The 16,092-nt window shown below is 73.6% G+C and carries 14 protein-coding genes; 6 read left to right on the forward strand and 8 right to left on the reverse strand.

Annotated features, from left to right (window positions below):
* Positions 1-4: 4 nt before the first annotated feature.
* The 5 genes from IL992_RS11040 to IL992_RS11060 all read left to right on the forward strand — a co-directional run bounded on the left by IL992_RS11040 (position 5) and on the right by IL992_RS11060 (position 6,023).
* Positions 5-2,281 carry an ATP-binding protein gene (locus IL992_RS11040; RefSeq protein WP_193203231.1) on the forward strand — a complete coding sequence of 759 codons (2,277 nt, stop codon included), beginning with the start codon at positions 5-7 and terminating at the stop codon, positions 2,279-2,281.
* Positions 2,278-3,078 (forward strand): enoyl-CoA hydratase-related protein, encoded by an 801-nt coding sequence (locus tag IL992_RS11045; protein WP_193203232.1) that lies wholly within the window; start codon positions 2,278-2,280, stop codon positions 3,076-3,078. Before IL992_RS11040 ends, IL992_RS11045 begins: the two co-directional genes overlap by 4 nt.
* The gene (locus tag IL992_RS11050) at positions 3,075-4,853 is read left to right on the forward strand and encodes an acyclic terpene utilization AtuA family protein (protein WP_193203233.1); all 1,779 of its coding nucleotides are present in this window, start codon (positions 3,075-3,077) and stop codon (positions 4,851-4,853) included. The genes IL992_RS11045 and IL992_RS11050 overlap by 4 nt, the downstream gene beginning before the upstream one ends.
* A gap of 41 nt (positions 4,854-4,894) precedes the next feature.
* On the forward strand, positions 4,895-5,110 hold the full coding sequence (locus IL992_RS11055; RefSeq protein WP_139574895.1) for a hypothetical protein: 216 nt from the start codon (positions 4,895-4,897) through the stop codon (positions 5,108-5,110).
* Positions 5,111-5,177: 67 nt separating this feature from the next.
* Positions 5,178-6,023 (forward strand): helix-turn-helix domain-containing protein, encoded by an 846-nt coding sequence (locus IL992_RS11060; RefSeq protein ID WP_193203234.1) that lies wholly within the window; start codon positions 5,178-5,180, stop codon positions 6,021-6,023.
* 59 nt (positions 6,024-6,082) lie between these two features.
* On the opposite strand, the gene IL992_RS11065 is transcribed toward IL992_RS11060, so the two are convergent.
* Positions 6,083-6,481, reverse strand: a complete 399-nt coding sequence (locus IL992_RS11065; protein WP_226872708.1) for a hypothetical protein — start codon at positions 6,479-6,481, stop codon at positions 6,083-6,085.
* Here IL992_RS11065 and IL992_RS48280 point away from each other — a divergent pair.
* Positions 6,449-7,015 (forward strand): FAD-dependent monooxygenase, encoded by a 567-nt coding sequence (locus IL992_RS48280; protein WP_319018480.1) that lies wholly within the window; start codon positions 6,449-6,451, stop codon positions 7,013-7,015. The two genes, IL992_RS11065 and IL992_RS48280, sit on opposite strands and share 33 nt — an antisense overlap.
* Positions 7,016-7,121: 106 nt before the next feature.
* Here the strand turns inward: IL992_RS48280 and IL992_RS11075 are convergent, their stop codons facing one another.
* From IL992_RS11075 to IL992_RS11105, 7 genes are all read right to left on the reverse strand, one after another.
* The gene (locus IL992_RS11075) at positions 7,122-7,538 is read right to left on the reverse strand and encodes a ferritin-like domain-containing protein (RefSeq protein ID WP_193203235.1); all 417 of its coding nucleotides are present in this window, start codon (positions 7,536-7,538) and stop codon (positions 7,122-7,124) included.
* Positions 7,539-7,604: 66 nt separating this feature from the next.
* On the reverse strand, positions 7,605-9,710 hold the full coding sequence (locus tag IL992_RS11080; protein WP_193203236.1) for a glycosyltransferase family 39 protein: 2,106 nt from the start codon (positions 9,708-9,710) through the stop codon (positions 7,605-7,607).
* A complete protein-coding gene (locus IL992_RS11085; RefSeq protein ID WP_193203237.1) occupies positions 9,707-10,879 on the reverse strand; it encodes a bifunctional glycosyltransferase family 2/GtrA family protein in 1,173 nt (390 codons plus the stop codon). The genes IL992_RS11080 and IL992_RS11085 overlap by 4 nt, the downstream gene beginning before the upstream one ends.
* Positions 10,880-11,066: 187 nt before the next feature.
* A complete protein-coding gene (locus IL992_RS11090) occupies positions 11,067-11,951 on the reverse strand; it encodes a glycosyltransferase family 2 protein (protein ID WP_193203238.1) in 885 nt (294 codons plus the stop codon).
* A 225-nt stretch (positions 11,952-12,176) separates the two neighbouring features.
* Positions 12,177-13,610, reverse strand: coding sequence for a sensor histidine kinase (locus IL992_RS11095; RefSeq protein ID WP_193203239.1), 1,434 nt, complete (start codon positions 13,608-13,610; stop codon positions 12,177-12,179).
* Positions 13,607-14,326 carry a response regulator transcription factor gene (locus IL992_RS11100; RefSeq protein WP_193203240.1) on the reverse strand — a complete coding sequence of 240 codons (720 nt, stop codon included), beginning with the start codon at positions 14,324-14,326 and terminating at the stop codon, positions 13,607-13,609. Before IL992_RS11100 ends, IL992_RS11095 begins: the two co-directional genes overlap by 4 nt.
* A 20-nt stretch (positions 14,327-14,346) precedes the next feature.
* Positions 14,347-15,885: a phytoene desaturase family protein gene (locus IL992_RS11105; protein WP_193203241.1), complete on the reverse strand. Its 1,539-nt coding sequence runs from the start codon at positions 15,883-15,885 to the stop codon at positions 14,347-14,349.
* Between the last annotated feature and the right edge of the window lie 207 nt (positions 15,886-16,092).

Below are 16,092 nucleotides of genomic sequence, written 5' to 3' on the forward strand. Positions count from 1 at the left end.
GGTCATGATCGGGCGGCTGCTGGTCGCGAACCGCGGGGAGATCGCCCGCCGGGTCTTCCGCACCTGCCGTGAGCTGGGGATCGAGACGGTCGCCGTCTTCACCGACGCCGACGCGTCCGCCCCGCACACCGCCGAGGCCGACCAGGCCGTACGGCTGGGCGCCCCCCTGGCGTACCTCGACCCGGAGCGGATCGTCGAGGCGGCCCGCAGGACGGGAGCCGACGCGGTCCATCCGGGGTATGGCTTCCTGTCGGAGAACGCCGGGTTCGCCCGCGCCGTGCTGGACGCCGGGCTGACCTGGATCGGCCCCTCCCCCGAGGCCGTCGCCGCGATGGGAAAGAAGATCGAGGCCAAGGCGCTGATGGCGGAGGCCGGGGTGCCGGTCCTGCCGACCATCCCGCTGTCCCCGGACGGCCCGGTGGAGATAACGGCTCCCGTGCTGGTCAAGGCGTCGGCGGGCGGCGGTGGGCGCGGCATGCGGGTGGTGCGCGACCCGGCCGATCTGGCCGGGGCCGTCGAGTCGGCCCGGCGGGAGGCGCTGTCGGCCTTCGGCGACGGGACACTGTTCGCCGAGCCCCTGCTGGAGGGCGCCCGCCACATCGAGGTGCAGATCCTCGCCGACGCCCACGGCACGGTCTGGGCGCTCGGCGAGCGCGAGTGCTCCATCCAGCGCCGCCACCAGAAGGTGATCGAGGAGGCTCCGTCCCCCGCGGTCACCCCCGAACTGCGCCGCGAGCTGAGCGAGGCGGCGATCCGGGCCGCCCGCGCGATCGGCTACCAGGGCGCGGGCACCGTCGAGTTCCTGCTGTCGGACGAGGGCTTCTTCTTCCTGGAGATGAACACCCGCCTCCAGGTGGAGCACCCGGTCACCGAGTGCGTCTACGGGGTCGACCTGGTCCGGCTGCAGATCGAGGTGGCCGAGGGCGCCCACCTCGCCGCGCTGCCGCCGAGCCCGGTCGGGCACGCCATCGAGGCCCGCCTGTACGCGGAGGACTCCGGAGGCCGCCCGCAGAGCGGCGTGCTGCACCGTTTCGAGATCCCCGGCGTGGACGGCGAGTTCGGTCTCGGGGCACGGCTGCGGCTCGACTCCGGAGTGGTCTCCGGCACCGAGATCGGCGTCCATTACGACCCGATGCTCGCCAAGGTCGTCTCGTACGGCCGGGACCGGGCGGAGGCGGCCCGGCGGCTGGCGGACGCGCTCGCGCGGGCGCGCATCCACGGGCTGACGACCAACCGCGACCTGCTCGTGGGAGTGCTGCGGCACCCGGACTTCCTGTCCGGGGCGCTCGACACCGGCTTCCTGGACCGGCATCCCGCGGCGGCCCCGCTCGCCGGTCCCGAGGCCGTACGGCTGTCCGCGCTCGCGGCGGCGCTCGCCGGGGCGGCGGCCAATCGCGCGGCCGCCCGGCGCCACGGCGTGCTGGGCGGGCTGCCGAGCGGCTGGCGCAACGTCCCCTCCCAGCCGCAACGCACGGCGTTCGGCACCGACGACGGCGGACGCCTGGAGGTCGCCTACCGGCTGACCAGGGACGGGCTGCGGGCCGAGGGCTTCGAGGACGTCACGCTCGTGACGGCGGAACCCGGCCGGGTGGTGCTGGAGACGGCGGGTCTGCGGCGCACCTTCGAGGTGGCCGCCTACCCCGGCATGGGCCCCGGCACGGACCCCGGCATGGTGCACGTCGACTCTCCGCTCGGTCCGGTGCGGCTCATCCCGGTCGAGCGGCTGCCCGAACCGGAGGCGCGGGTGACGCCGGGTGCGCTGCCCGCCCCGATGCCGGGTACGGTCCTGCGTGTCGAGGTCAAGCCCGGTGACGTGGTCGAGGCCGGGCAGCCGGTGGTCGTGCTGGAGGCGATGAAGATGGAGCACCTGATCGTGTCCCCCGCCTCGGGCACGGTGGCCGCGCTGCACGTGACGCCGGGCGCGCAGGTCGAGGCGGGCGTGCCACTCGCCGTCATCGAGCCGTCGCGGCCGGGACCGGACGGCGGCCCGCACGCGGAAGGCACCGGAACGGAGCCCGCGACGGAGCCCGGCACAGCGACCGGCGCGGGTTCGGACCCGGATCGCGGCGACCACCTCGGCGCGGAAGGCGGACCGGAGACGAGCCCGGACACGAGCCCGGCGACGGGAACGGACACGGGCGGGCGTCCGGGGACGGCAACCGGCCCGGGGCCGGGCCTGGAGGCGGCAGTTCCTTCCGGCACCGAGACGGGCGCGGACCCGGGCACGCAAGGGGGTCCAGAGATCGGCAGGGAGATCGGCGGGGAGGCGACGAGGCCGTGAGCGAACCGCAGGAGGTGCTGGTCCGCCGGGAGCAGGCGGGCGGCGTGGCCACGATCACGCTCGACTCGCCGCACAACCGCAACGCCCTGTCGTCCCGGCTGCTGCGGCAGCTCGACGACGCCCTGTCGTGGGCGCTGGACGAGCCCGCCGTACGGGTCGTCGTGCTGACCGGCACGGGACCGGTGTTCTGCGCGGGCGCCGACCTGAAGGAGCAGCGCGGCGGAGGGGCGCCGGTCACCGCGTCGTTCCCCGACATCATGCTGCGGATCTGGGAGAGCCCGAAGCCGGTCGTGTGCCGCCTCAACGGCACGGCGCGAGCGGGCGGCCTCGGCCTGGTGGCGGCCTGCGACTTCGCCATCGCCCCGGCGACCGCGTCGTTCGCCTTCACCGAGGTGCGGCTCGGGGTGGCCCCCGCGATGATCGCGGTCACCTGCCTGCGCCGCCTGGAGCCCCGGGCCGCGGCCGAGTATTTCCTCACCGGCGAGGTTTTCACCGCCGGACGCGCGGTGGAGATCGGCCTGCTGACCCGGGCCGTCCCGGAGGAGGACCTCGACGCGACCGTGGCGCACTACACCGGCATGCTGCTGCGCGGCGGCCCCGAGGCGCTGGCGATCACCAAGCGGCTCGTGCGGGAGGTGCCGCTGCTGCCGGTCGAGGAGGGGTTCCGCGCGATGGCCGCCCTGTCGGCCGAGCGCTTCACCTCGGAGGAGGGGCAGGAGGGCATCCGGGCCTTCGCGGAGAAACGGCCCGCGGCCTGGGTTCCCGCCGAGGCCCCGGCAACAGAAGCCGGGCGATGACCGCGGAGGCCGGGCGGCCGGGACCGATGCGGGTCGCGAACTGCGGCGGCTTCTACGGCGACCGGCTGTCGGCCGCCCGGGAGATGGTCGAGGGCGGGCCGATCGACGTGCTGACGGGCGACTGGCTGGCCGAGCTGACCATGTCGATCCTCGCCGGCAACCGGCTCAAGGGCCGCCCCGGCTACGCCCGTACGTTCCTCACCCAGATGGAGCAGGTCCTCGGCACCTGTCTCGACCGGGGAATCAGAGTCGTCGCCAACGCGGGCGGCCTCGATCCGGCCGGCTGCGCTGAGGCCGTCTCGGCCCTGGCCGACCGGCTCGGGCTGCGCGCGGCCGTCGCCCACGTCACCGGCGACGACCTCATGCCGCTCGCCGAGCCGCCGGTCAACGCGGACACCGGCGAGACCCTGCGGGCGACCCCGCTCACCGCCAACGCCTACCTCGGCGGCCGGCCTATCGCGGTGGCGCTGGAGCACGGCGCGGACGTCGTCGTCACCGGGCGGGTCACCGACGCCGCGCTGGTCACCGGGCCCGGCATGTGGTGGTTCGGCTGGGATCCTGGCGACCTCGACCCGCTGGCCGGTTCCGTCGTCGCCGGGCATGTGATCGAGTGCGGCTGCCAGGCGACCGGCGGCAACTACGCCTTCTTCGAGGAGGTGCCGGACCTCGCCCACTGCGGCTTCCCCATCGCCGAACTGTACGCCGACGGGTCGAGCGTGATCACCAAGCACCCCGGCACCGGCGGGCTGGTCTCGACCGGCACCGTGACCGCGCAACTGCTGTACGAGATCGCCTCGCCCCGCTACCTCGGGCCGGACGTGACCGCCCGCTTCGACACCATCCGGCTGGAGCAGGAGGGGCCCGACCGGGTCAGGATCACGGGGGTGCGCGGCGAGCCCCCGCCGGACACGCTGAAGGTCGCCGTCACCTACCTCGGCGGCTACCGCAACACGATGACGCTCGTGCTGACCGGCCTCGACATCGCGGCCAAGGCCCGGATCGCGCAGGAGGCGGTCTGGGCCCGCGTCCCCCGCGAGTCGTTCGAGCGGGTCCACGTGGAGCTCACCCCCCTCGGCGTGGGCGAGAGCGGCGACCGTGCGGAGGTGGATCGCGGGGACGACGCCGGGACCGCGTTGCTGCGGATCACGGTCATGGACCCCGATCCGCGCAGGGCCGGGCGGGCGTTCTCCTCCGCCGTGGTGGAGACCGGCCTGGCGAGCTACCCCGGCTTCTACGGCCTGACGCCGCCCGGCGACGCCTCGCCCTACGGCGTCTACTGGCCCTCGTCGGCCGACGCGCGGGCCGTGCTCCCGGTGGTGACCGTGGACGGAGTCCGCGTCGAGGTGCCGCACGTGCCGCCGTCCGGTCCGGTGCTGGGTGAGCAGGCCGGCGGGCCACCGCCCGGCGACGCGGCCGGCGCCGCGATTCCGCCGTACGCCGGGGATCTCGCGGCCGGGCCGGTCGCGCCGCTCGGCACGGTCGTCGGCGCCCGCTCGGGCGACAAGGGCGGCGACGCCAACCTCGGCGTCTGGGTGCGCGACCCCGCCCGTTATCCGTGGCTCGCGGCGTTCCTGACCGTGGATCGGCTCAGGGACCTGCTGCCGGAGGTCGGCGATCTGCCGATCGAGCGGTTCGCGCTGCCGAACCTGCACGCGCTCAACTTCGTCGTCCACGGACTGCTGGGCAGAGGCGTCGCGGCCAGCCCGCTCCTCGACGCCCAGGCGAAGGCGCTCGGCGAGCGTCTTCGCGCCGTGTGCGTGCCCATTCCCGCGTGACTAGGATTGCCCGCGATCGGGTGCGAATTGGGGGGAAGGACATGCGATTGCGCTTTCTCGGCTCCACGTCGGAGGCGGGGGCCTGCCCCTCCCTCTACGAGACCGACCGCGGCACGATCGTCGTCCAGGGCCTGGAGGTCGTGGACCGCGAGGCCCGCGCCGACCTGCGCCACGTGCTCGACGGGGAGACCGCGGTCGAGGTGCCGAGAGAACTCCTCGTCGAGATCGCCCGGCGGGTCCTGCCCGATCACGATTGAGAGCTTCCCTCTGGCATGATCCGGCGTGCCGGGTCTACCTTGGACCGCACCACGGCCGGAGGTGGCATTGAGCGGTTTCCATCAGGCCCGCATGGACCTGGGAGCCCAGCTACGCCAGTTGCGGGAGAACGCCCGTCTGTCCGGGAAGGACCTCGCCGAGCGGCTGCGCTGGCAGCCGTCGAAGGTCTCGCGGATCGAGAACGCCCGGCAGACCGCCACCGAGGACGACGTGGCCCTGTGGGGAAAGGCCGTGGAGGCCGACCCGCAGACGATCGACGGCCTGATCCGGCAGGCGGCCGGCCTGCTGGAGCGGCAGGACTCCTGGCGGCAGCGGCACAGGAACGGCCTCGCCGCGCTGCAGGAGGACGTCCGCGACCTGGAGACGCGCACGCGGCTGTTCCGGGCCTTCGAGCCGGGCGTGGTGATCGGCCTGCTGCAGACCACCGAGTACGCCAGGCACATCTTCGGCAAGGTCAGGCGGGTGTACGAGTCCACCGACGACGTGGACGACGCGATCCGCGTCCGCATGCGGCGCCAGGAGATCCTGTACGACCCGGCACGGCGGTTCCGGTTCGTCATGCCGGAGGCGGTGCTGCGTTACCGGCTCGCGCCCCCGGACGTGATGCGCGGCCAGCTCGACCGGCTGATCGCGGTGACCACGCTGCCGAACGTGGAGTTCGGGCTGCTGCCGTTCGAGGCGCAGTTGCCGTCCGCCCTGATGAACTCGTTCTGGATCTACGACGACTGCATGGTCGGGGTGGCGACCAGGACCAGGGACCTGCTGCTGCGCGACGCCGAGGACATCGCCTTCTACGCGCAGGCGTTCGAGGAGTTCTGCGAGGTGGCGGCCTTCCGCGACGACGCGAGGGCGCTGATCGTGCGTGCCCTCGACGACTACGCCCGGCCGCGCTGACCCGCCTGCCGTACGCTCACCGAGAGGTCCCCTCGGCGGGTCGGCGGGCCCGGAGCCGGTCAGAGCTCGGCGGCGAGCGAGCGAAGCCCGGCGATCACCTCCGCGCCGCTGGGCGCGCGGTCCGGATCCACCAGCCATTGCAGCATCAGGCCGGTCAGCAGGGCGAGCGGCACCGAGCCGCCGAGTCCCTCCCGTCCCTCGCGCTGCCCCTTGGCGAGGTGCTCGCGTACCTCCGGTGACCGCTCGGCCTGCACCACGGCCTCGAGCTGGGCCACCCACAACGCCCGGTGGGTGGTGAAGCTGTCGATCAGCGCCTGCCAGCCGTCCTCGGGTTTGCCGGACGGCGCACGAGAGGCGAGTTCCTGGGAGAGCTCGTCGACCGCTTCCACCAGGGCCTGGGTGAGCAGGGCGTCCTTGGAGCCGAAGTGGTAGCCGATTGCTTCAGCACCGCCAACCACCTCGGCCTGCGCCGCAGCGGAATGCTGCAGCACGGCAAGGACAGGGCGATCTTCCTGCTCAGCGCCGGGGACGCCGAGCGGCTCACGGTCAGCCTCTCCTTCTCCACCGACTCACCCGCGCTCGACCGGCGGCCCCGGCACGAGCAGGAGCAGGCGGTGCGGGCCGCCTTCGCCGGGCGCGGCTGGCAGGTGCCCCGGCTGCTTGAGGCGATGGGTGAGGCCGACGACTTCTACTTCTCCTCGACCTGCCAGGTCCACCTGGACCACTGGTCGTCGGGCCGGATCGCCCTGGTCGGCGACGCGGGATACTGCGCCGCGCCGACCAGCGGCATGGGGACCTCACAGGCGCTGATCGGCGCCCGGACGCTGGCACGCGCCCTGGCCTCGGCGGGCGGCGACCACGCGGCCGCCTTCGCCGCCTACGAGGCGGAACTGCGGCCCTACGTGGAGGAGAACCAGGCGATAGGCCAGGAGACCGCGGCGACGATGTTCGGCGGCGGTGGAACCGGCCCGGTGGCCGCGCACACGGCGTAGCGCCGCTCCTCGCGAACGCGCGCGCGGCCGCGAAGCGCGCCGTGCGGGTCCGTCGCGGCCCGGCCCCGGCCGCGACGTCCCGCCTCGCTCCACCCGCGGCCGTCCGTCACTTCCCCAGGGCGGTCTGCAGGTCCATGACGTGGTCCTGCGTCTGCTGCAGCAGCGGGCGCAGCGCCTCGGCCACGTCGCTCAGGCCGAGTTCCTGGGCCTGCTCCACGCGCTCGCGGTAGCGGCGCAGCTGCTCCTGCTCCAACTCCAGGTCGAGCCGGAGGGCGTCGGCGCCGTCGGTCGCCACCGGCACCTCGGGAACGCGGACGCTCGGGACGCCACCGAGGAAGTCGATCTGCTCGGCCAGCGTGGTCGCGTGGTTGAGTTCCTGGCCGAGGTGCTGCTTGAGCTCCTCGATGATCGACAGATACTCCGCGCCCTTGATCGTGGCCGCGTGCTGCACGTACTGCACGATCGAGCGGTACTCGCTCTCCAGGTCCTCGTTGAGCAGGGCGATGAAGCCCTCCGTGTCCATCTGACGTCGTCCTTTCGTCGGTTGGAAGGCCCATCACGTACCCGCTGAGGAGGCGGCCGAACGCCGTCAGCCCAGCTTGTAGAGCGAGGAGCCGCTACCGTCCGTGCCCCCGTACTCCGCCGCCTCGACCTGCGTGCCGTGCTTCTTCACCCACGCCGTGACGTCGGAGCTCGCGCCGCGGGAGGGCCCGAAGCCGCCGTCGCCGATCAGGATGTACGTGAGCTTCCCCTCGGTCACGTACCGCTGCAGCTTCTCGACCGTCATCGCCGGGTCGGACCCGGTGAACCCGCCCATCGCGATGACCGGCTCGCCGGTGGACAGGATCAGCGACGACGCGCTCTGCGCGCTGTCCACCGCCACCAGCCAGGTGGCGCTCCCCTTGTTCCGCTTCAGGTACGCCGCCATCGCCGCGTCCACCTGGCCGCCGGGACCGCGCATGCCGCGGCCGCCCCGCGCCGCCCCGTCCTGCCCGGCCCCGTCCTGCCTGTTCCCACCGGGCGGAGTCATGCCCGTCGGCGGGTTCATGCCGCCGAAGCCGCCGCGGCCGAACGGTCCTCCCACGCCCTGTGAAGGCCCCGCCGTGGGGTTGCTGCCGTTCATCGCCGCGCCGAGCGGCGTCACCGCGTACGCCGCCGGACCGGCCAGCCCGGCCGCGACCGCCGCGGCCAGCGCCACCGCCGTGATCCGCGCGGCCGCCCGGCCCCCACGCCCGGCCGGGCCACCGCTTCCCGCGTCCGGTGCCGTGGCGGCGCGCGCCGTGACCGCCAGGGCGAGCACCGCGACCACCGTGCCGCCCACGACGGCCCAGGCGAGCCACGGCACGAACTCCGGCGTACGGCGCAGCACGACGAACGACCAGGCCCCGGTCAGGGCGACCGCGGCGGCCAGGATCAGCCGCCAGGCGGCCGAGGCGCGTGCCGCCCGCCACATCAGCACGCCGCCGATGCCGGTCAGCGCGGCGACCGCGGGAGCCATCGCGGTCGTGTAGTACGGGTGGAAGGTGCCGCTGGAGAAGCTGAAGACGGCGTAGTGCACGACGAGCCAGCCACCCCACAGCAGCAGCGACGCGCGCACCGCGTCCCTGGCGGTCCCCAGCGCCGGCCCGGCGACCAGGACGAGGCCGCAGACGAGGGCCACGGCGGCGAACGGGAGCAGCCAGGAGATCTGCCCGGCCATGACGTCGTTGAACAGCCTGCCCGCGCCGGACGCGCCGCCGAAGCCGCCACCACCCGGGCCGCCGCCCATGCCGCCGGCGAAGGCCCGTGTCACTCCCTCCGAAGCGTCGGCGGGAAGTCGTCCCGGGCCGCCGCCGTTGCCCGCGCCACCGAAGATCCGGCCCAGGCCGTTGTATCCGATCACCAGGTCCCAGACGGTGTTGTCCGTGCTGCCGCCGATGTACGGCCGCGAGGACGCGGGCCACCGGTCGACCACGACCATCCACCACCCGCTGGCGACCACGAGAACGGCCCCGGAGGCCAGGAGGCGCCCGATCCGGCGTACGAACGTGCCCGGCGCGGCGTGGAGATAGGTCGGCGCGAACGCCGGCAGCACGAGGTACGCCTGGAGCATCTTGGTGTTGAAGGCGAGGCCCACCAGCACGGCGGTGACCAGCAGCGTGCGCAGGCGCCCGGTGCGGATCGACTCCAGGCAGAACCATCCGGCCGCGACCAGTAGCAGCACCAGGACGGTGTCCGGGTTGTTGTCCCTGTTGATGGCCACGGTGATGGGGGTCAGCGTCATGACGAGCGCCGCCAGCAGGGCCGCGGCCCCGGCCGCACCCGCGCCGAGCCCGCGCAGCGCCCGCCGTACGGCGGAGTGGACCAGGGCGACCGACGCCACCCCCGCAGCCGCCTGCGGCAGCAGCATGCTCCACGTGCCGAACCCGAAGATCCGGGCCGACAGGCCCATCACCCACAGCGCGAAGGGCGGCTTGTCGACCGTGATGTACGACCCGGCGTCCAGCGCGCCGAAGAAGAACGCCTTCCAGCTCTTCGTGCCGGAGTAGATCGCGGCGGCGTAGTAGTCGTTGGCGTACCCGTTGCGGCCGAGCGCCCACGTGTAGAGCACCGCGGCGAGGACGAGAACGGCCCACTTCCCCCAGCGCAGGAGCGGGGTCGCCTTGTCCGCCGGAGCCCGGTGGCGTACCGGGGTCACGGAGGCGAGAAGGGTCATCGGGAGTCCTTCCGGGGCGCGAAGACCCAGGATCGCAGGAGCAGGAAGCGCAGCAGGGTGGCGAGACCGTTCGCCACGATGACGGCGGCCAGCTCGGCCGCCCGTGACGCGCCACCGGGCAGCGCGGCCAGGCCGCCGCTGGTCAGCGCGAGGCCTGCGACGAACGCGACGAGCCCGCCGAGGTGATGCCGCAGGGCCCCAGCCCGGCCCCGTACGCCGAAGGTGAAGCGGCGGTTGGCCGCGGTGTTGGCGACGGCGGTGACGAACAACGCGATCGCGTTGGCCGCCACGGGCGGCAGCACCGAGCGCAACAGCCAGAACAGCGCCAGGTGCGCCACGGTGCTGATCGCCCCGATCAGCGCGAACGTGGGGATCTGCGTGCGCACCGACGTCCGGGACGGCGACGGGGCGGGGGCCGAGAGGCTCCCCCGGGCGACCCGCCACATGCCCTTGAGGTCGTCCACGGCCGTCCTGACGATGTCCACCCGGCTGTCGGGGTCGTCCACCCAGTCGACCGGCACCTCGTGGATGCGCAGCCCGTGCTGCTCGGCCAGCAGCAGCAGCTCGGTGTCGAAGAACCACGCCTCGTCCTGCACGGCGGGCAGCAGAGCCTGCACGACCTCGGTGCGGGCCGCCTTGAACCCGCACTGCGCGTCGGAGAAGCGCGCCCCCATGAGCGAGCGCAGCAGCAGGTTGTACGACCTGGAGATGATCTCGCGCTTGGGGCCGCGCACCACGTTGGACCACGGGGACAGGCGGGTCCCGATCGCCAGGTCGCTGTGGCCGGTCATGAGCGGCGCGATCAGCGGGAGGAACGCGTCCAGGTCGGTCGACAGGTCCACGTCCATGTAGCCGACCACGTCGGCGTCGCTGGATTCCCACACCCGCCGCAGCGCCCGGCCCCGGCCCTTCTGGTCGAGGTGGACGGCCCGCACCTCCGGCAGCTCCCGGGCCAGCCGCTGGGCGATCGTCCACGTGCCGTCCGTGCTCGCGTTGTCGGCGATCGTCACGCGGAAGCCGTACGGGAAGTCACCGCTCAGGTAGGCGTGCAGCCGCCCCACGCTCGCGGCCAGGACCCGCTCCTCGTTGTACACGGGGACGACAACCTCGACCAGGCGGGTCCTGCGGGACGCCCCCGCCGCCGGCCCGGCAACCATCGTCATGCTCATGCCTCCTCCTCGCCAGACGGCTCGGAGTGGCGTCGCGCCGGAGGCGCGCCGATGACGCCGGCGCAAATCGCGCTGTGCCTGTTGAGTCGCTCACTTCGCTCGCTCATGGGCCCACGCTCGCGGGCGGGGATGGGACGGCCCTGAGGCGTTCATTAAGCCCGGATGAGAACGCCCCGAGAGGCTCCGATCAGACGATCGGGGGACGGCCCGCGCGGGTGAGCCGTGCCACCGTGGCCCAGGACATCGGGGCGCGCTGCCCGTGCCCGCCCCTCAGGCCCTCGCGCAGCCCCCGGAACCAGACCGCGAGGTTCGCACGGGAGCGGATCCGGGCGATGCTGACCACGGTCCAGACGGCCAGGTAGACGGGGATGAGCGGGACGGGGAGCCGGCGGTAGGCGAGCCAGACGCGGTTGCGGGCGACGAGTCGGTAGAAGGGAGCGTGCCTGGCCGGGTTCGTCGCGGGGTGGTGGATGACGATGTCCGGCGCGTAGTGGCCGGTGCGCCCGAGGTCCCACAGCCGCCAGCTCAGGTCGATGCCCTCGTGGAAGAGGAAGAAGTGTCCCGGCCAGCCGCCGGCCTGTTCGTAGTCGGCGCGGCGGACGAGGACGACGCCTTCGGCCATGACGGTGATGGTGCCCGGCCGCGTGACCGTGCCGGCGCGCAGGCGGGGCACCCAGCGGCGCAGCGTGACCCCGGTGCCGGGGTCGGCGATGCGCGGCTGGATGTACGCCGCCCCGGGGTGGCGGCGGGCGACCGCGATGAGCCGGGCGAGGGTGTCGGTGGCGGGCAGGACGGCGTCGTTGTCGAGGAAGAAGACGAACTCGCCGGCGTCCGGCCCGGCGAGGGCGTCGGCGCCGGCGTTCCGCCCGGCGGGGATGCCCTCGTTGACGGGCAGGACCACCGTGCGGACCCCGGCGGGCACGTGATCGGGCTGTACTCCGTTGCCGACGATGACCACGCGCAGGTCGACGTCCCGCTGGGCCAGGAGGGATTCCATCGCCCGTTCGAACGGCTCCGGCCGGTCGTTCATGGTGAGCACCACCACGTCGACGGTGGCCTTCGGGCTGGTCATCCTGTCGCGTCTCCCGGACGGGCTCGGATCTGGTGGAGCGAGCGGGATCTCGTCATCCGTCGTTCCCGTCGCGTTAACCCGCCACCCTAGTGGTCGTCACCTGCGTATTCCGCCGAATCGGGAACGCCGGGGCGTGCCCGGCCCGTCACGCCGAGGCTCCCTGACGCTGGTCCCTCGAGCCCCGGCCCGGCCACGGCGACGCCGGCGGCAGAAGCCCGAGCCAGGTCAGGCCCCCGGCGGTCCGCCGGGGAGTTCGACCGTGGCGAGCGTGCCGCCGCCGGGCGCGTTCTCGATCGCGACCCGTCCCCCGGCGTCCCGTACGGCCTGCGCCACGATCGACAGGCCGAGACCCGAGCCGGGCAGGCTCCGCGCCGACGGCGAGCGCCAGAACCGCTCGAAGACGTGCGGCAGCTCGTCCTCGGGGATGCCTGGGCCCTCGTCGCGCACGGTCAGCACGCCGCCCTTGAGCCGCACGGTCACCAGACCCCCGGGCGGGCTGAACTTCACGGCGTTGTCGAGCACGTTCACCGCGGCCCGCTGCAGACCCCGGGCGTCCCCGTGGACCTGCCACGGCTCCAGGTCCACGTCGAAGCGCAGCCCGGGCCCGCGCCGCCTGGCCCGCTCGACCGCCGACGCGACCACCTCGTGCAGGTCGATGTCGGACGACAGCTCGCCGCTCTCCGCCTTCCTCGACAGCTCGAGCAGGTCGCCGATGAGGCTCGACATCTCCTCGAACTGCTCCTTGACGTTCGCCAGCAGCCGCCGCTTGGCCGAGGGCTCGATGGCGCGGCCGGTGTTCTCGCTGCGCAGCAGCAGGTCGATGTTGGTGCGCAGGCTCGTCAGCGGGGTGCGCAGCTCGTGCCCGGCGTCGGCGACGAGCCGCCGCTGGCGCTCCTGCGAGCTGGACAGGGCGGCGGTCATCGTGTTGAACGACCGGCTGAGGCGGGCGATCTCGTCCTCCCCCTCCACCGGGATCGTCACGCTCAGGTCCTCCGTCCTGGCCACGTGCTCGACCGCGCGGGTCAGCCGCCCCACCGGGCGCAGGGCCGTACGGGCCAGCCAGAGGCCGGCCACGGCGGCGCCGAGCACGCCGAGCACGCAGACGGAGCCGAAGACGAGGGCGAGGATGCGGAGCGTCTGGTCCATCTCGGCGGTGGAGCGGAACACGCTGACCGTCACCGGGCCCTGCGGCAGGGGCGGCTCCGCGAACTGCGCGGCGTCGCCAGGCGGGCCGCCGAGACGCGGCTCATACCTGAAGGTGTAGACGAGCACGGAGGTGCCGTCGGTGGTGACCGCGTCGCGCAGCACGGGCGTGCCGCCGGAGAAGGCCATCGCCCGCTCCCGCGCCGTCGGCGTCACCCGCGCCGATCCGGACGCGACGCACACCGAGCCGTCCGCCAGGACGACCTGCCAGCTGCGTCCGGAGGGGTCCCAGTCGGGCCTCGGGTGGCCCTCCCTGCGTCCCTGACCGGCGCAGTCCCGCAGCGCGAACCCGACCTGCTGCGCCGGCGGCTGCAGGTGCGTGATCGAGTCGACGATTTGACCACGCATCTCGCCCCGGACGAGCAGCCAGCACACCGCCGCCGCCACCGCGACGGCCAGGGCGACCGCGGCCGCGATCAGCAGCGTGAGGCGGGACCGGAGGGATCGGTGTCTCATGGCGACGACCGGAGCACGTAGCCCACACCGCGCACGGTGTGGATCAGACGGGGCAGTCCGCCCGCCTCGGTCTTGCGCCGCAGGTACATCACGTACACGTCGAGCGAGTTCGACGACGGCTCGAAGTCGAAGCCCCACACCTCACGCAGGATCTGCTCGCGGGTCAGCACCTGGCGGGGGTGGGTGAGGAACAGTTCGAGCAGCAGGTGCTCGGTGCGGGTGAGGTCGAGCCTGCGCCCGGCCCGGGTGACCTCCCAGCTCACGGTGTCCATGCGCAGGTCGCCGAAGGCGAGGACGTCGCCGCCGCTGTCGTCCTGCGCGTACTGCCCGCCGCGCCGCAGCAGCGCCCGCACCCGGGCGAGCAGCTCGTCGAGTTCGAACGGCTTCACCAGGTAGTCGTCCGCCCCGGCGTCCAGGCCGGAGACGCGGTCGCCGACGGCGTCGCGCGCGGTCAGCATGAGGACGGGGAGCCGGTTGCCCGAGGCGCGCAGCCGCCGGCAGGCCGTCAGCCCGTCGAGCCTGGGCATCATGACGTCGAGAAGCACCGCGTCGTACGCGCCCCCGTTTTGTGCTGCGCGGTCGAGGAGGTCGAGCGCGGTCAGCCCGTCGGGGGCGGTCTCGATCGTGTAGCCCTCGAACTCCAGGCTGCTGCGCAACGCCTCCCTGAGGGCGGGCTCGTCGTCCACTACCAGCAGTTTCGCCGATTCCTCACGCACCGGCACAAGCTACCCGAGCGTCATGAAGGTTCCGTTAATACCGCCATCGCGGCGTTGTGCCCGGGGATGCCGCTGACGCCGCCGCCGCGCCGGGCGCCCGCGCCGCACAGCAGCACCCGCTCGTGCGCCGTCTCGACGCCCCACTGAGCAGGCCGAGCCCCGTGGTCGCGCTCCTCGCCGTACGGCCAGGACAGGTCGTGGTGGAAGATGTGGCCGCCGGGCAGGCCCGCGTCCCGCTCCAGGTCGAGCGGGGTCTTGGCCTCCAGGCAGGGCTCGCCCGAGGGCGCGCGCAGCAGGCAGTCCTCGATGGGCTCGGCGAGCACGGAGTCGATGGAGGCGAGCGTGCGGGCCAGCGCCTCCCGCTTGGCCGCCGGGTCGGCGAACAGGCGCGCCGGCATGTGCAGGCCGAACAGCGTCATCGTGTGCGCCCCCGCCTTCCGCAGCTCCGAACCGAGGATCGAGGGGTCGGTGAGCGAGTGGCAGTAGACCTCCGCGGGCGGCAGGTCCGGCACCTTCCCCGCGGCGGCCTGCGCGTACGCCGCGGCGAGCTGGTCGCGGCTCTCGTTGATGTGGAAGGTGCCGCTGAACGCCTCGGCGGGGTCCACGGCGGGGTCCCGCAGCCGGGGCAGCCGCGACAGCACCATGTTGATTTTGAGCTGCGCGCCCTCGGGTCGCTCGGGCGTCTCCCCGAGCAGCCGGGCGAGCACGGCTGGCGGCAGGTTGGCCAGCACCTTGCCCGCGGTCACCGCGTGCTCCGCACCGTCGTCGAACGTGACCTCCCCGGTGCCGGGGTCGATCGCCAGCACCTCGGCCCCGGTGCGGATCTCGGCGCCGTGCCGCCGGGCGACCTCGGCGAGCTCGGTGGTCACCGCGCCCATGCCGCCGACCGGCACGTTCCAGTCACCCGTGCCGTCGCCGATGACGTGGTAGAGGAAGCACCGGTTGGCCAGCAGGTCGGTGGCCGGATCGGCGAAGGTGCCGATCAGGGCGTCGGTGAGGACGACCCCGCGCACCGTGTCGTCGGCGAACCGCTCGTCCACGACCTCGCCGACGGGCCGTTCGAACAGGTCCCGCCACGCCTCGTCGTCCCCCACGACCTCCCGCAGGGCCGTACGGCCGCGCAGCGGTTCGAGCAGCGTCGGCGCGACCCGCCGGGCCACGTGAGCGGTCATCCCGTAGAACCGTTCCCAGGCCGCCAGGTCGTGCCGTCCTCCGGTCACCGCCTCGAAGGAGGCGGCGGTGCGCGCGGCGTCCTCGTTATCCACGAGCAGGCCGGTGTCGCCGACCGGTGTGTAGGAGGCGAAGCGGCGGCGGCGCAGGTCGAGGCGCAGCCCGAGCTCTTTCACGATCTTCGTGGGCAGCAGGCTGACCAGGTAGGAGTAGCGCGACAGCCGCGCGTCCACGCCGGGGAACGCGCGGGCCGACACGGCGAGGCCGCCCACGTGATCGAGGCGTTCCAGGACCAGCACGCTGCGCCCGGCTCTGGCGAGGTAGGCCGCGGCGACGAGGCCGTTGTGCCCGGCGCCGGCGATGACGACGTCGTAGTGCGAGCGTGGCATGGAGCGTTCTCCCGGGTCGTACGTGGCTCGGTGTCGCGGTTGTATGCGGGCCGGATGCGAGTCGCGGCGGCGGGCGTGGGAGGGTCTCGGAGGGGTGACGGGAGGATGTGGCGTCGGCGGACCTGAGCGGATGCCCGCAACGTATCGCAAAGTCCCCCGCAATACCCGGGCAGAATATGCCGAAGCGGACAATCCTCCGCCAACGAA

This window comes from Microbispora sitophila, assembly GCF_014892245.1.
Taxonomy (GTDB): Bacteria; Actinomycetota; Actinomycetes; order Streptosporangiales; family Streptosporangiaceae; genus Microbispora; species Microbispora siamensis.

What these genes read in the sequence shown, in the direction of transcription:
- IL992_RS11040 (WP_193203231.1), top strand. Translation starts at nt 5, where the DNA reads ATGATCGGGCGGCTGCTGGTCGCGAACCGCGGGGAGATCGCCCGCCGG.
- IL992_RS11050 (WP_193203233.1), top strand. Translation starts at nt 3,075, where the DNA reads ATGACCGCGGAGGCCGGGCGGCCGGGACCGATGCGGGTCGCGAACTGC.
- IL992_RS11055 (WP_139574895.1), top strand. Translation starts at nt 4,895, where the DNA reads ATGCGATTGCGCTTTCTCGGCTCCACGTCGGAGGCGGGGGCCTGCCCC.
- IL992_RS11075 (WP_193203235.1), bottom strand. Translation starts at nt 7,538, where the DNA reads ATGGACACGGAGGGCTTCATCGCCCTGCTCAACGAGGACCTGGAGAGC.
- IL992_RS11080 (WP_193203236.1), bottom strand. Translation starts at nt 9,710, where the DNA reads ATGACCCTTCTCGCCTCCGTGACCCCGGTACGCCACCGGGCTCCGGCG.
- IL992_RS11085 (WP_193203237.1), bottom strand. Translation starts at nt 10,879, where the DNA reads ATGAGCATGACGATGGTTGCCGGGCCGGCGGCGGGGGCGTCCCGCAGG.
- IL992_RS11090 (WP_193203238.1), bottom strand. Translation starts at nt 11,951, where the DNA reads ATGACCAGCCCGAAGGCCACCGTCGACGTGGTGGTGCTCACCATGAAC.
- IL992_RS11095 (WP_193203239.1), bottom strand. Translation starts at nt 13,610, where the DNA reads ATGAGACACCGATCCCTCCGGTCCCGCCTCACGCTGCTGATCGCGGCC.
- IL992_RS11105 (WP_193203241.1), bottom strand. Translation starts at nt 15,885, where the DNA reads ATGCCACGCTCGCACTACGACGTCGTCATCGCCGGCGCCGGGCACAAC.